This is a genomic window from Syntrophobacterales bacterium, assembly GCA_031274925.1.
Lineage (GTDB): Bacteria > Desulfobacterota > Syntrophorhabdia > Syntrophorhabdales > Syntrophorhabdaceae > PNOM01.
Genome location: JAISPL010000003.1, coordinates 1 through 14151 on the forward strand (window position 1 = coordinate 1; position 14151 = coordinate 14151).

The following is a 14151-nucleotide window of genomic DNA, read 5'->3' on the forward strand; positions in this document are numbered from 1 at the left end:
GTCCAGAAAAAGGACCTGTTGACATGGGTCGCCCCCCACGCGGGGGCGTGGATTGAAACTGGGGTTATCCGTTTTGTTGTTCCAGATTGTGATTCGTCGCCCCCCACGCGGGGGCGTGGATTGAAACAAAAAGGAATTGAAACTCGTAAATCCAAGTCTCGGTCGCCCCCCACGCGGGGGCGTGGATTGAAACAAGAGGTGCGGGATGGGTGACGATTTCGAATCCAGTCGCCCCCCCACGCGGGGGCGTGGATTGAAACAGTTCGTTGGTATCGTCGGTATAGACTCGATAATCGTCGCCCCCCACGCGGGGGCGTGGATTGAAACCATTTTATTTCTCCCGTGTTATTTCAAAATGATTTGTCGCCCCCCACGCGGGGGCGTGGATTGAAACTAAGTCGGTTTTAAGATTTTTGGAGAACAGTTGAGGTCGCCCCCCACGCGGGGGCGTGGATTGAAACTATTTCCCTTCCATCTCCCCCTCCCCCCCCTACCGTCGCCCCCCACGCGGGGGCGTGGATTGAAACATGAAACAAACGACAAAAGAGGAAGGAAAAATGGAGTCGCCCCCCACGCGGGGGCGTGGATTGAAACTGGGGTCGTTTTAATCTCTACTGGTCTAATTCCCAGCCTCTTGGGGCGCCTCTTAATAGTCAGTCGTAAACCTGGGATACCCCGCCACTTGCGGCGGGGAGGCTCATTTTTATAAGGCATAATGAGTCACAATACCGCAGGAATTGGAGATATTAATCCCACTTCCCGGATCTTGGTGCCTGTCTCGGAAGGCTTTATCCGGGACTCTCCGGGGTGATGGATTTGCTTTAGCGGTGTGGGTGGTTGTATTCAAGGTTTGATTTTAGTAATATCGGGAAAAGCCAAGCTTCTCTATATTAACCGAGACGCAAAAGGTGGCTTGGCACGTTTAGCTGGAGAAATTTGCTTTTGTTTCGGTATTTTTTCTTATTTGTGGGATATATGCCGGATTGAGTGAATTGCCGCATACATCCCATGCGGCAATCAGACCAAGGCTTGCGCACCACATCAAAGTCCATCGCACGCACCTCCCATATCTCCCGCCGCCTCCACATCTCATAAAACCCTTTACATCTCCAGATACTACGTTTATAATTGCCTCGTATTATACGCTTCATGGTGAGACGATGATTACTGGCATAGGAAGCCTACCGTTTACCGACATAGACCGGACTATAGATCTGATATTTTCAACCTCCAGGGAGATCCCCTTCTGGCCCCAACTGCCTAAAAGGTCTGCCCTTGAGAATATGTACACCACGTTTCTCGACGGCGTCCCTTGTATTAATGAGACGAAGGGTGCGGTGTACATGGATACGCAAGACACGAATGGCATTGAGGAATTCTACGAAAATTTTGCTACAGAAGACCTTGATGCATTTGCCATTTCGCCGGAATCGGCCCCAGGATTTTACAGATTCCTGGAGCGGCTGGGAGAAGTGAAGGACGGGGCGAGGTTTATCAAGGGGCAACTTACGGGGCCCTTCAGTATGGGGCTTGGCCTTCCAGACGAGGAAGGAAAGCCTGTTATCTATAATTTTGGATACTTCGATATTATCAAGAAAGCGCTTCACATGAAGGCGAAGTGGATGATAGACAGATTGAGACGCGCCGCGCCAGGCAAGGAGATCATCATATTCTTCGACGAGCCATACATGGTCTCCTTCGGCTCTGCCTATGTATCTATCGCGAAAGAGGGTGCGACTGGCCTTTTTGACGAGGTAACCGGAGGCCTTGAGGCAAAACGGGGGATCCATTGCTGTGGCAACACCGATTGGTCGGTGCTCTTCAACTCAACCATTGATATTGTCAATTACGATGCTTTCAATTATCTGGAGACAATATTTTACTTCAAGGAAGACCTGCTCAGGTTCCTTGGACGTGGCGGATGGATTTGCCCCGGTATCATACCTTCATCCGAAAAGGCACTTGAGATATCGCTCAAAGACATCAAAGACCTGTGGAGTACTTTTCTTGCCGAGATGGTGAAGATAAATGTTGACGCGACGCGAAGCGAGTGGCTCTTTACCACAAGCTGTGGGCTTGGGAACCTTGGCGAAAAAGAGACCGAAGCGGCCATGAAGTTACTTGCAGAGCTCTCAACGGGTCTTTGATTCGGGACCATATTTTCATAGAATCGTCCAGTCAAAAAATGATATGAAAAAATGGGTATGAACACCACTCGCAGGCACGGGTCCATGGCTGTTTTTCGGGCAGTGGCCAGAAAACACCCACATGGTCCTCCTGTGACGGACATGTTCAGGGGAGTTTGAGAGCCAAAGGAGGAAAGAAAGATGGCTGCTGTAATTCTCGATGGGAAAGCCTTGGCACAAAAGCTTGAAGTCGAGCTTGCCGTGCGCGTCCGGGCAATCAAGGATAAGTCCGACGGAAAGCCGCCGATCCTTGCGACCATTCTGGTGGGTGATGACCCCGCATCAGCGACCTATGTGCGTATGAAGGGGAATGCATGCAGACGTGTGGGAATGGAGTCGGTGAGAATTGTCCTGCCCCAGACGGCGGGCACCGAAGAGTTGCTTGGTGAGATAGACAAGTTGAACGGGAACCCGGACGTGCATGGTATCTTGCTGCAGCATCCGGTCCCTTCGCAGATTAACGAACGGCTCTGTTTTGACAGAATCGCCTTAGAAAAGGATGTGGACGGTGTAACGGCACTCGGTTTCGGCAGGATGGCAATGAATGAGTCTGCCTACGGCTCGGCGACCCCTGCCGGCATCATGCGGCTTCTTCGCCACTACAGCATACCTCTTCAAGGCAGGCATGTGGTAGTGGTTGGCCGGAGTCCCATTCTCGGCAAACCTGTCGCCATGATGTTTCTTAATGCCAATGCGACGGTCACGGTGTGCCACTCTATGACCGAACAACTCCCAAAAGTAATAGGACGGGCGGACATTGTGGCCGGAGCGGTGGGTAAGCCTGAATTTATCAAGGGTGCGTGGATAAAAGAAGGGGCGGTCGTCATCGACGCTGGCTATCACCCGGGGAATATCGGTGATGTGGAGCTTTCCGTTGCGGCCGGCAGGTGTTCGGCCTATACCCCGGTTCCGGGCGGAGTAGGCCCGATGACTATTGCCACGCTTATTGCTCAGACGGTAGAGGCTGCGGAGAAGGGTCTGCGGCGGAACGGATGAGGCCAGAACCAGGCAGTCCCGGCGCGATGGTTTTTATTTTGTTCCTCCAAGTGCTACGGACATGGTGAGGACCACATGAGGGTTCTGCAATGCAAGCAGGTGGTTCAGTCATTTTTCGCAGAAATAGGCGGTTACGAGGGCCACACGGAGAGCAGGGCGCTTCGATACAACAATCGTACCTACCACATCAGGCCAGATGATGCTTATATTTTTCCGGATCGCATTGTCTGTGTTGAGTACGAAGCCTTGAAGAAGCCCGTTGAAAGCATCGGTAAATACTGGTGGCTTTTTAGGCGTACTGATTGGCTTGATGAGGCGCTGGAGATGCACTGTTTTCTCTTTATTTTGAACAAGAAGACCGGTCAGGTCCAGGGGGAAAGCAGTGTGATTCTCGGCGAAGAACTGTCGCGGGTGTACCCTGACGCGTTTCACTTCAGATGTCTTTTGCCAGGTGAAGTATCTGCAGAGCGAATTCGCTACCTTCTGGACGGGACGTTTTAGCCGAAAGCAATATCTTCTGCTCAATGGTCATGATGGAGTATAAGGGTTTGTGGTAATCGATATTTCTCCCTCTTAAAAGCATCCATTTTCTCTCCGCCCTCTTTTTTCCTTAATAATAAGGGTTTTATATCCCATGATGCGAAGATTTCAGCAGTTCCTTCTCTCTGTATTTTCTGCGTTGTGTATGTAATGGTGGCATATACAGCCAGAAAGTTGTTCATCATATAGCTTGCAGTCGCCGTGTATGCGAAATGAACTGCCACTCTATGTTCGCCTCTGAGGTCTGGCCTGGTTGGTGTACGCCTCTCGCCTGAGAAGCTACTGCCCCTATAGAGTCGCCTTGATGTGTTATGTAACTTTTAAATTAGGAGGTTGCCATAGCCAAACAGATGGTTTTGTGAGTAATCTCATAGTCTTTACACTTTTTCCTGTTTTTTTGAATCATTTGCAGGAAGGTACTCAAGGAATAAGGCTGTGTCATATATCGTTTGACACGGGCAACTGACCCGCGGGAAATGGCTGAGAAGTTCTGGACAAGAAGCTGTTTTGCGGGTAGAGTGTATAATGGCTGCTTTGGTATTTCGTGCTATAGCCCGATCGGCAGCCACGTTCCCCTCCGACATGTTTCCCAGATAACGCCGAAAAATGAGGAAAATTAAGAGGGCTAACGGAAGGAGAAAATAATGAAGGGGCCTTTGCCAAGCTACGAAAAATGTTTTTTTTGCGGGCCTGCTACCGGCGGGCTTGCGCTCGGGATAGAATACCGGGAAGGGAGTGCGTTCGCGGAATTTACCGCCCAGGAGAAATTCCAAGGTTACGATGGAGTACTGCATGGTGGCATCGTGACGGGAGTCCTTGACGAGGTTATGTGGTGGACCCTCTTTATGGAGACGAGAGTTGTCGCGGCAACCTGGAAGATAGATGTAGAGTTCCGGCGACCAATCAAATGCGGCAATGTGTATTATGCCTCTGCGGAACTTCTCTGCTCGAATCACGGCAACTATTATATGTCTGCGGTTATCGAAGATAAGGCAAAGAAAGTCGCGGCGCGGGCCGGAGGCATGTTCCGGAAGACGAAAGGGTTTACCATGGAGGAGATGGTAAAACACCTTAATTTCAGGGGAGTTTCTGAGGAGGTTAGATCGCTCTTTTCCACATAATTTTTGAACCGCCGAAATTCAGTCGATAGGGAATAATGAGTAAAATTTTGAACAATGAGAGTCACAACCATGAATGAGACGGAAGATGTGTACAAACTGTTCTTGCAGGAACTGGCAGTGTTCAGGAAACACGTGAGTGAACCCTGAAAGTAGGCCGTGGAAAATATGAAGTCAAGAAGTAAAGAACGCTTGTGGAAAACGGTTATGATGGAATTGCCGTGATTGGCAACGACCAAAAAATTGTCTCATGAAGCAGACGTTTTTCACAATGTTAGGTTACCGCAGGACCGAAATCAAGGCGAACAATATTATCAGGATCTTCCGTATCTCTAAGGAGACCTTTGCTGTGCAAAGTGGTGTATGAGATAAGTCTATTGAGGCAGAGGCGACTCGGAGGCCATTATGGAATTGTTGAGGATTTCCCTGGAGAAGAAACTGGGTGAACCGACAAGACGCCTTGCATGGTTTAACGAGACGGCCTTCAATAGAAGAGGAGTTGGGAAAACTGGGTCTTCTGGCCGATCTCACTGACATCTGATTTATCGCTGTCCCCGACGATATGCTGAGAAAATCGGATACCATTGGTGAAGATGATCGTCATATCATGCGAAAACATGTGAAAATAGGAGGAATGGTTGCGCAGAATTTCCCGGACAGCGCAGGTATTTCCGAAGTTCTCCTGTTCTACCATGAAAGATGAGACAGGAGAAGTTATTCCGAATAGACTCAGGAGTGAAGAAATACCGCTCACCGCACTGATGAGATCGTCCTGTTGTTATGCGTTGGCGGGTCCCATCGGAGCGATAGACGTGAAAGAGGTTCTTGAAAAGATATTGAGGCAGGCTGGGACGACATTATATTTCTACTTTACCAGCGTAGAGCATTACTATCATAGCATACATAGTGTAATAATCTTGAAAATGAGGATTATTATACAGTGTAAAAAAACAAAGTGAAAACTTTAATGAACCTCCCCGCCGCTTGCGGCGGGGAATTAGACCCGTATAGATTAAAAGTGGCCTCATGAAAGGATTTTAGCGATATAAATGCAAAAACTGCGGATGCAATTGAGCTTTAAAGACCCAGCGCGGTTCAGCTTTACCCCTGGCGGAAAAGATAGGCATCTGTTCCCCATTGGTCGCAAGACTTACCGATGATTCCCATCAAGCCTCTCAAATCCTGTCTCGATAAGGCAAAACTTTGGAGACAGGGAAAACGCGATGCTCTGAAGATGTTTTCGCCTTAAAGTAATATATCGCGGGGTTCACACCCCATGGCCAGTCCGCGTCAAGAATTCTCTTGACTGATGACGCTCCTATGGGTTCATATACCTTTGATAGGAAATGGAAAATCCACAAAACCTACCGCCTTCGCTCCTGATCTTCGTTTTTTGTTCCTTGGTTCTCTGCGTCTGGGCCATTGTGGACATTACGAGGAGTGCTTTCACCAGACTCAATAAGCTGATGTGGCTTGCTATCGTTCTTTTTGCCCCCTTTGGCATATTTATCTACTTTTTTATCGGAAGGAGACTGAAGCCGGTCAGTCATGGGTCTAGGCCGGAAAAGGAATCTGCGACTGCGCCCGCAAGATCCGGGAATCCTTCGGAATCTGCCCCGCACCGAAGAATCTCATGGCCGTCTCTTACCAGTTTCGCCATAACGGCCTTGCTCTGTGTCGTTATTTACATAAACGTGGTCTCTTTGTTTGGGACGGAAAAGACTGGATGGATCCTTATTTCAGCGATGATTATCGTGGGAATGATTCTGGCTTTCCTGCAGTTCGGACGAAGCCGAGGCAAGTAATGGTATGGGCTTAAGCGAAAATTGTTTACAATCGTGACCTCGCAATCTAAAATAATTGAGAAATAGGACGCTGGATCCAATCTCGGCAGAAATATGGGTCTGGATACTGGATTAGCGAGAGAGGAGAGGCATGATTCAGCCTACCAAGATAATTGCCATCGGTCTCAATTACCACGACCATGCCAGGGAGCTGAATATGACAGTCCCTGATTGTCCGCTTGTTTTTCTTAAGCCGCCGTCATCGGTCATCGGGAGCGGTGAATCCATCATTTGTCCACCACAGACTGAGGAGTTGCACTATGAAGGCGAGTTGGCCGTTTTAATCAAAGACAGGGTGCGCAATGTGTCGGCAGAAGAGGCGACCCGTCACATAGCCGGGTATACGTGTGCCAATGACGTCACCGCGAGAGACCTTCAGAGGAAGGATGGCCAGTGGACCAGATCAAAGTCTTTTGATACCTTTTGCCCTCTCGGGCCGAGAGTCGTTTCTGACATTGATCCGACGGAATGTGAGCTGGTGACAAGAGTCAATGGGGTGATAAAACAGCATCTCAACACGAACAACATGATTTTCAATGTCTACGAACTTGTTTCGTATGTATCCGGTATTATGACTCTTATGCCGGGTGATGTGATTATCACGGGCACGCCTCCCGGGGTAGGCCCCATCAGGGTGGGAGATGAGGTCGAGGTAGAGATAGAAGGCATCGGAGTGCTCAGAAATACCGTGCAGCGGTAAGAAGCAATTACCGCAGGACGACGGAAAGAGATAGCCTCTGTGTGCACGAAGCAGTCTTGGTGCGGTTGTGGACTTAAGCGATTGAGGTTGGGCCGCGCACACATATTTCATTTTTAAAAAGGAGCGGAGAAATGGAGAATATAACCTTTGAAGTGTTTCAGAGTATGGATTTGCGGGTTGCGGAAATCAAATCCTGCGAGGAAGTAGAAGGGGCGGACAAGCTCTATAAGCTTACTATCAATGTTGGAGAAGAGCGGACCATAGTTGCCGGAATTAAACAATTCTACACAAAAGATGAACTTACGGGAAAGAAGATCGTTATGGTCACTAATCTGGAGCCAAGAAAGATCAGAGGCATACTTTCGCACGGGATGCTCCTCGCCGCGTCAACCGAAGATAAATCATCGGTGGTGCTTCTTACCGTAGATAAGGAAATCCAGAACGGCAGTAAGGTATCGTGACAGATTAGCGGGCCTGCCGACTTACCTCCGGACGGATAACAACATCGAGCCGCATCTGAGCCACCCATGCTGAACGGTATTTTGCTTTTCATTACTGGTCTTGCGCTTTTTCTCTTTGGAATGATGAAACTTAGCGCGGGGATGCAGATTGTCTTAAGCGGTCGCATTCGAAACTATATTAAATTTTCCGTAAGGAACCCTTTTATGGGTCTTGTTACGGGTGTGGGCGCCACCACTGTCTTTCAGAGCAGTTCGGCTACGACGCTCCTTACTGTGGGAATTGTGAGTGCCGGACTTATCAGTTTTCGCCATTCTCTCGGCATAATCCTCGGGGCAGACATAGGAACGACGCTTACGGTCCAGTTGGTGGTGTGGAATGTGACCCGCCTTTCTCCATTCATAATATTCGCCGGAGTTGCAATATTCCTCTCAGGAGTGGAAAGGTTGAAACCGATAGGAGAGGTGATCATCTACTTCGGTTTCATATTTTTTGGTCTCAATCTCGTGGGCGATGCCACCGAGCCTTTGAAACAGAGTCAGTATTTCCTCAGTCTTTTCAGAGAGCCGAAACACCCCTTTCTCGGTCTCGCTGTCGGGATTATTTTCACGGCAATCGTCCATGCGTCAGCCATCCCCATCAGCATACTCATAATTCTCGGTCAACAGGGGCTGATATCCCTCGAAAATGCCTTACCTGTCGTGTTGGGTGCGAATATCGGAACGACGGCCACCGCTATTGTTGGAAGCATGTTTATGAGCGTGAGCGGGAAGAGGAGCGCCCTTGCACACCTCCTGTTTAAATGCTTTGGCGTGGGAGTCTGTTTGCTCGTCTTTCCCTTCTTTATCGGATTGCTTAAAGCTCTGTCGCACAATATTGCCCAGCAGATCGCGCTGGGTCATATTATCTTGAGCCTTCTTATTGTGGCCATGTTTATATTCCTGCTTACACCCTTTGCCCACATTGTGGAGTTCATATTGCCGGGGAAAGATGAGGCACTGCCCTTGTGGCCTGAATATCTTGATGAGAAGTGCCTGGCCAAGACAAGTGACGCGCTGGATTGTGTCAATAAGGAATTGCTGAGGGAGATCATGCTGGCAGGAAGGATGTTTTCCGGGAGCGTAGGACTGATTGCCGACTGGAACGAGACACGGAAGAAAGACATCATGTACATCGAACTTGTGGTCGATAACCTGCAGGCCGAGATAACGAGTTTTCTGTGGAATATCTCGTCTGGCGAGCTTTCGCCCGTGCTCTCAAAGAGGCTTTTTGCTTTTTCCGTAATAGTTGACGAAATCGAGAGGATTGGCGATCGCTCCACCAATATCGTTGAATTATCCGAATCACGGCATAAAACCAAGGCGGCATTCACCGATCAGGCATATGCCGAAGCAGAAGAAATAGGAAACATGGTGTGTAAGAATATCGAGGACGCCACCTTTCTCCTTCAGACAAAGGACCAATCCCGTACAAAAGACATCTTTTACAGGCATGAAGAGATAAGACTTAAGGCGAGAGAGGCTGCAGAAAAACATCTGAAGCGGTTCTATATGAAGCAGTGCAGGGCCGAAGCAGGTCTTTTGTTTATCGACATTCTTATAAATCTTGAAGTCATATCTGGACATTGTCAGATTATTGCGGAGCGCATCAAAGGGCTTTCGTTGGACGATTATGCAAGCTCTATGGAATGAAAAGCAATCACTTCCGGTTCAGAGAGATACAGTTTTGTTGTCACATGTTATATCAGGACAAAAAGATCATGTTTGGACGGTTTTTTAAGTCTGGCGTTCATCAGCACTTTTCGTGCCGGGTGGGATAACATCGTCAGCTATCCACGATTGATGTGGTGATGACGGGTATTTACGACGATGGCGCATGTTTCTTTCTGGCAGGGGAGCACTAGCCTTAGGCCCCTTCAATACCATGAATAGAGAAATAATCTTCTGTTTTTCTGATGATCAGGCATTGGTTCGACCGATCTTATTACCTACGAGCCCTATTTATTGACATTTTGGCCGCAATAAGTCATATTTTCACGGAATGAAAAACGAAGAGCAGCGCTTAAGAAAAATACGCAACATAGGAATCGCGGCCCATATTGACGCCGGTAAGACTACTGTGACCGAGCGCATCCTTTTCTATACGGGAAAGACACATAAAATAGGAGAGGTGCACGAAGGCACAGCCACCATGGATTACCTGCCCCAGGAGCAGGAAAGAGGAATCACTATTACCTCTGCGGTAACGACATTTTATTGGGCTAATCATGAGATACAACTGATAGATACCCCTGGTCACGTCGATTTTACCATAGAGGTGGAGAGGTCACTTCGCGTGCTTGATGGCGTGGTCGCCGTTTTTTGCGGTGTCGGCGGTGTTGAGCCACAGTCGGAGACCGTGTGGCACCAGGCCGATAAATATCATGTTCCTAGGATCGCATTTGTAAACAAGCTTGACCGCCTGGGATCCGACTTTTTCGCCGTTATGGATATGTTGGTAGAGAAACTTGGGGCGAACCCGATTCCTATACAGATACCCTTGGGGAAGGAAGACGGCTTTTACGGAGTAGTCGATCTCATTACCATGAAAGGTATCGTATGGGATGAAGAAGATTCGGGTATAACCTACAGAGATATTTCGATACCAGCGGAATACAGAGAGATAGCGGGAATTTACAGGGAAAAGCTTTTTGAAAAACTTTCCCTTATTGACGACAATTTTATGGAGCTTTACCTAGAAGGGCAAGAGATCGGAGAAGCCCTTGTGCATGAGGTATTGAGGAAAGGTACGGTTGGGCTTAAATGCGTACCCGTTCTCCTGGGGACCGCGCTTAAAAACAAAGGCATACAGTCCCTTATGGATGCAGTGGTGCGGTATCTTCCTTCGCCCCTAGATGTGCCTCCCGTGCAGGGTGTAAACCAGGAAACCGGCGAAATTGTGTATCGTTTTTCAAAAGATAATGAGGATTTCACAGCTCTTGCATTCAAGGTGGTCATGCAGGAGGGGAGAAAACTCGTGTATGTCAGGGTTTATTCGGGTATTGTCAAGGTGGGAGACGATATCTTCAATGTGAACCTTAATAAAAAAGAGAAAATTTCCCGTATTTTCAGGATGCATGCCAATCACAGGGAGCGTATTGAGGAGGCAAGAGCAGGAGCGATTGTGGGGATGATAGGGCTCAAGGATACGTCCACCGGTCACACACTGACAGGGATCAACCCGGTCGCCCTGGAGCAGATCGAAATCTACAAACCCGTGATATCCGTTGCGGTGGAGCCCAAGAGGAACATTGATCAGGAGAAGCTACTTCTCACGCTCCAAAGAATTGCCGAAGAAGATCCCACGTTTATTGTCAGAACAGACGAAGAGGCCTACCAGACAATAATCTCCGGAATGGGTGAACTCCACCTTGACGTGGTTGCCAGAAGGATCAAAGAAGAGTTTGGTGTCGACCTCCTCGTCGGTAAACCCCAGGTGGTATATAAGGAGACGATAGAACGGGAGGTCACCTTAGAACATACGTTTGAAAAGGTCTTGCCTGGTATACCCGGCGGCACAACGGGTAGCGGGGCGCAGAAAGGGTGGGTGTCCCTGCATGTTTCTCCCAGCCGGCGCGGTGAAGGAAATATGGTCACCTCTAGGATACCGGAGGACAATCCAGTATTCCCTCACGTGATAGCAGTGGAGGAAGGTATAGTCGAGGCGTCCCATATAGGCGTGCTTAAGGGTTTCCCTCTAGTGGACGTGAAAGTGGAGATTATTGACGCCTTATTCAGTAGTCCTGAGTTTGCGAGGCTTACCCTCAAGATGGCCGCATATGAAGGGTTCCGTAAAGCCTGCTCTGAGGCGAAGCCTGTGCTTCTTGTTCCTTTTATGTCTCTCACTGTTACGGTGCCGAATGAGTTCCTTGGAGATATAATCGGAGACCTTAACGCGAGAAGGTGCCAGATTTCCGAGGTAGTGTCGAAAGATAGGATCACCGTGGTTCAGGCGAAGGCACCCCTCACGAAGATGTTCGGTTATTCCACGGACGTGAGATCTCTTTCCCAAGGTAGGGCTTCCTTTACCATGTATTTTTCCCACTACGATAAGATTGACAATGGATAGAGTAAAAGAACTGCTGCAATTTTTGCGGAAAAAAAACGATTATGTCTCGGGGGATTACATTGCAGGTAAAATGGGCATTTCAAGAACTGCGGTATGGAAATATGTGAATTATCTTGAGCAGATGGGCTATACCGTAAAAAAATCTAAAGGCAAAGGATATAATTTGCTGAAAGAGCCTGACAGGCTTTATCCCTGGGAAATAGAGAGATATCTTGACACCCGTTACGTGGGTCGCAAGATCACCTGTAAGGAGACTGTCGATTCTACGAACCTGCTCGCGTTCAGACTTGCTCTTGCGGGTGAGCCTGAAGGTGGTGCCGTGGTGGCGGAATCGCAAAATATGGGAAAAGGGAGGCTCGGGCGCGTATGGTTTTCGCCGTACGGGAAAAACCTCTGCCTGTCCGTGATTTTTAGGCCCCATGTCCATCCTTCTCGCATCTATCCCATCACTTTTCTGTCATCCCTTGCTGTATACGATACCATTGAGGCTCTTGGTGCGGAACCGACGCTAAAGTGGCCAAACGACGTGCTGATCAAGAGTAAGAAGGTGTGCGGAACTCTGCTTGAGCTCTCCACGGAAGCGGAGATGGTAAAATTCGTGGTGGTGGGTATAGGGCTTAATATCAACATGAAGAAGCAAGAGATGTCCGAAGAGATTAGAGAGAAGGCTACATCTCTGTCGATAGAGAAAAAAAAGATATATGAAAGACCGGCTGTCTGTGGTATGCTACTCTCCTACTTGGAAAAATACTACGAGATTTTCAGAGAGAAGGGTGAGTCGGAGATCTGCCGCATCTGGGAAGATAGAGCCGACATAAAAGATAAGTATTTAGAGATTGTCCAGATGGGTGACATCTACAAAGGAATATCGGAAGGTATTGATAAGGATGGGGCCATTCTCATTAATGAAGGGGGAACTGTGAGAAAAATTATTGCGGGAGACGTAAATTATTAGCTTATGTTACTTGTTATAGATATTGGAAATACAAATATTGTTTTTGGCGTATACAACGACGATACCTTGGTCAACCATTGGAGACTCAGCGCCTCCATCCAGAAGACAGTCGATGAGAATGCGATCCTGTTGAACAGTCTCCTCGGTTTTGAGAAGATAAACCTTGTTGATATAGACAGCGCGATTATATCGTGCGTGGTCCCGCCCATGTTGATACCTTTCGAAATCATTTGCCGTAAATATGTAGGAATCAGACCTCTCGTGGTAGAGCCCGGAATCAAGACGGGCATGCCCATATTATATGAGAACCCCCAGGAAGTAGGCGCGGACAGGATTGTTAATGCTGTAGCAGGCTACGAAAAGTACAAGAAATCACTCATAATAGTCGATTTTGGAACAGCAACCACCTTTGATTATGTAACCGCAAGAGGTGAGTACGCAGGAGGAGCGATTGCACCGGGGATCATGATATCATTGGGTGCCCTGTTTGAAAGCGCCTCAAAACTTCCTAGGGTTGAGCTGATAAAACCAAAAAGCCTCATAGGGAGGAACACCGTACATGCCATGCAGTCGGGAATCATTTACGGCTATGTTGGCCTAGTTGATGGAATAGTAAACAAGATGAAAGAAGAGGTCAGGACAAACCCGTATGTTATAGCCACCGGGGGGTTGTCGAGTTTCATCTTTAAGGAATCTCAGACGGTAGATGAAGTAGATGAGATGCTCACTCTTAGGGGATTAAAAATACTCTACCAGAAAAACAAGGACCATCATAAATTCAAATAGCTAGACCGTCCTTTTGGAAAAATGGGCACACCAGAGGGTGTGCGCTTCTTTTTGCTGATTTTTAGAACAAAATTACTATCTGACGATAGAGCCAGTCTTGCTGGTGCGCTTGAATTGGGAAGTATCTCCAACTAACCGTAGGCGGTATAGATGTCTTGTTAGGATTGCCCAATAATGATTTTTAAGGTTTTCTATCGTCTGGAATAGAAAACCCGAGCATTCCATTTCTGTACCCCCCCCTTTTTTTTTAACCGGACACTCATAAATCCAAAAATAGGTTGTAGTCATAGCCATAGACAGTGTCGACATGAGATCAAGCTAATACACTAAGTCAAAGGAATATGCAACGAATCTCAACAGCAGCAATGAAAGACGAAGTTTGCTTAAGAGTACCTTGTGGCTATCCCTCTCCAACGTTTAAGGTGTAGAAGCATTTTCGACCAAATGGCGCAGTCGGTAG

At 48.1% G+C, this 14151-nt stretch carries 14 protein-coding genes and 1 CRISPR repeat array; of the genes, 13 read left to right on the forward strand and 1 reads right to left on the reverse strand.

Features of this window, described 5'->3' with window-relative positions; translation table 11 throughout:
* Positions 1-27: 27 nt before the first annotated feature.
* A CRISPR array of direct repeats spans positions 28-594; the repeat unit is 32 nt; unit sequence GTCGCCCCCCACGCGGGGGCGTGGATTGAAAC.
* A gap of 566 nt (positions 595-1160) precedes the next feature.
* From LBQ00_00285 to LBQ00_00295, 3 genes are all read left to right on the forward strand, one after another.
* Positions 1161-2147, forward strand: a complete 987-nt coding sequence (locus tag LBQ00_00285) for a hypothetical protein (protein ID MDR2017324.1) — start codon at positions 1161-1163, stop codon at positions 2145-2147.
* Positions 2148-2327: 180 nt separating this feature from the next.
* Positions 2328-3182, forward strand: coding sequence for a bifunctional methylenetetrahydrofolate dehydrogenase/methenyltetrahydrofolate cyclohydrolase FolD (gene folD, locus LBQ00_00290; protein ID MDR2017325.1), 855 nt, complete (start codon positions 2328-2330; stop codon positions 3180-3182).
* 75 nt (positions 3183-3257) lie between these two features.
* On the forward strand, positions 3258-3683 hold the full coding sequence (locus LBQ00_00295) for a hypothetical protein (GenBank protein MDR2017326.1): 426 nt from the start codon (positions 3258-3260) through the stop codon (positions 3681-3683).
* A 20-nt stretch (positions 3684-3703) separates the two neighbouring features.
* Here the strand turns inward: LBQ00_00295 and LBQ00_00300 are convergent, their stop codons facing one another.
* Positions 3704-3946, reverse strand: coding sequence for a hypothetical protein (locus tag LBQ00_00300; protein MDR2017327.1), 243 nt, complete (start codon positions 3944-3946; stop codon positions 3704-3706).
* Between the two features lie 420 nt (positions 3947-4366).
* Here LBQ00_00300 and LBQ00_00305 point away from each other — a divergent pair, with 420 nt between their 5' ends.
* The 10 genes from LBQ00_00305 (at position 4367) to LBQ00_00350 (ending at position 13691) form a co-directional block, all read left to right on the forward strand.
* Positions 4367-4843 carry a PaaI family thioesterase gene (locus LBQ00_00305; protein MDR2017328.1) on the forward strand — a complete coding sequence of 159 codons (477 nt, stop codon included), beginning with the start codon at positions 4367-4369 and terminating at the stop codon, positions 4841-4843.
* Between the two features lie 635 nt (positions 4844-5478).
* Entirely contained in the window at positions 5479-5799 is a 321-nt protein-coding gene (locus tag LBQ00_00310) for a hypothetical protein (GenBank protein MDR2017329.1), read from the forward strand.
* A 105-nt stretch (positions 5800-5904) separates the two neighbouring features.
* A complete protein-coding gene (locus LBQ00_00315) occupies positions 5905-6000 on the forward strand; it encodes a DUF763 domain-containing protein (protein MDR2017330.1) in 96 nt (31 codons plus the stop codon).
* A gap of 186 nt (positions 6001-6186) precedes the next feature.
* Positions 6187-6645, forward strand: a complete 459-nt coding sequence (locus tag LBQ00_00320; GenBank protein ID MDR2017331.1) for a PLD nuclease N-terminal domain-containing protein — start codon at positions 6187-6189, stop codon at positions 6643-6645.
* A gap of 130 nt (positions 6646-6775) precedes the next feature.
* A complete protein-coding gene (locus LBQ00_00325) occupies positions 6776-7384 on the forward strand; it encodes a fumarylacetoacetate hydrolase family protein (GenBank protein MDR2017332.1) in 609 nt (202 codons plus the stop codon).
* Positions 7385-7515: 131 nt separating this feature from the next.
* Entirely contained in the window at positions 7516-7845 is a 330-nt protein-coding gene (metG, locus tag LBQ00_00330) for a methionine--tRNA ligase subunit beta (protein ID MDR2017333.1), read from the forward strand.
* A 66-nt stretch (positions 7846-7911) separates the two neighbouring features.
* Entirely contained in the window at positions 7912-9534 is a 1623-nt protein-coding gene (locus LBQ00_00335; protein ID MDR2017334.1) for a Na/Pi cotransporter family protein, read from the forward strand.
* A gap of 349 nt (positions 9535-9883) precedes the next feature.
* On the forward strand, positions 9884-11950 hold the full coding sequence (fusA, locus tag LBQ00_00340) for an elongation factor G (GenBank protein MDR2017335.1): 2067 nt from the start codon (positions 9884-9886) through the stop codon (positions 11948-11950).
* Positions 11943-12905 carry a biotin--[acetyl-CoA-carboxylase] ligase gene (locus tag LBQ00_00345; GenBank protein ID MDR2017336.1) on the forward strand — a complete coding sequence of 321 codons (963 nt, stop codon included), beginning with the start codon at positions 11943-11945 and terminating at the stop codon, positions 12903-12905. Before fusA ends, LBQ00_00345 begins: the two co-directional genes overlap by 8 nt.
* A 3-nt stretch (positions 12906-12908) precedes the next feature.
* Complete coding sequence (locus LBQ00_00350; protein ID MDR2017337.1) at positions 12909-13691, forward strand: type III pantothenate kinase; 783 nt, start codon at positions 12909-12911, stop codon at positions 13689-13691.
* Positions 13692-14151 lie beyond the last annotated feature (460 nt).

Bases quoted from the DNA above. Each gene is read 5' to 3' on its own strand.
- folD (MDR2017325.1), top strand. From the start codon at position 2,328: ATGGCTGCTGTAATTCTCGATGGGAAAGCCTTGGCACAAAAGCTTGAA.
- LBQ00_00320 (MDR2017331.1), top strand. From the start codon at position 6,187: ATGGAAAATCCACAAAACCTACCGCCTTCGCTCCTGATCTTCGTTTTT.
- metG (MDR2017333.1), top strand. From the start codon at position 7,516: ATGGAGAATATAACCTTTGAAGTGTTTCAGAGTATGGATTTGCGGGTT.
- LBQ00_00285 (MDR2017324.1), top strand. From the start codon at position 1,161: ATGATTACTGGCATAGGAAGCCTACCGTTTACCGACATAGACCGGACT.
- LBQ00_00350 (MDR2017337.1), top strand. From the start codon at position 12,909: ATGTTACTTGTTATAGATATTGGAAATACAAATATTGTTTTTGGCGTA.
- LBQ00_00325 (MDR2017332.1), top strand. From the start codon at position 6,776: ATGATTCAGCCTACCAAGATAATTGCCATCGGTCTCAATTACCACGAC.
- LBQ00_00335 (MDR2017334.1), top strand. From the start codon at position 7,912: ATGCTGAACGGTATTTTGCTTTTCATTACTGGTCTTGCGCTTTTTCTC.
- LBQ00_00345 (MDR2017336.1), top strand. From the start codon at position 11,943: ATGGATAGAGTAAAAGAACTGCTGCAATTTTTGCGGAAAAAAAACGAT.
- LBQ00_00305 (MDR2017328.1), top strand. From the start codon at position 4,367: ATGAAGGGGCCTTTGCCAAGCTACGAAAAATGTTTTTTTTGCGGGCCT.
- LBQ00_00295 (MDR2017326.1), top strand. From the start codon at position 3,258: ATGAGGGTTCTGCAATGCAAGCAGGTGGTTCAGTCATTTTTCGCAGAA.
- LBQ00_00315 (MDR2017330.1), top strand. From the start codon at position 5,905: ATGCAATTGAGCTTTAAAGACCCAGCGCGGTTCAGCTTTACCCCTGGC.
- fusA (MDR2017335.1), top strand. From the start codon at position 9,884: ATGAAAAACGAAGAGCAGCGCTTAAGAAAAATACGCAACATAGGAATC.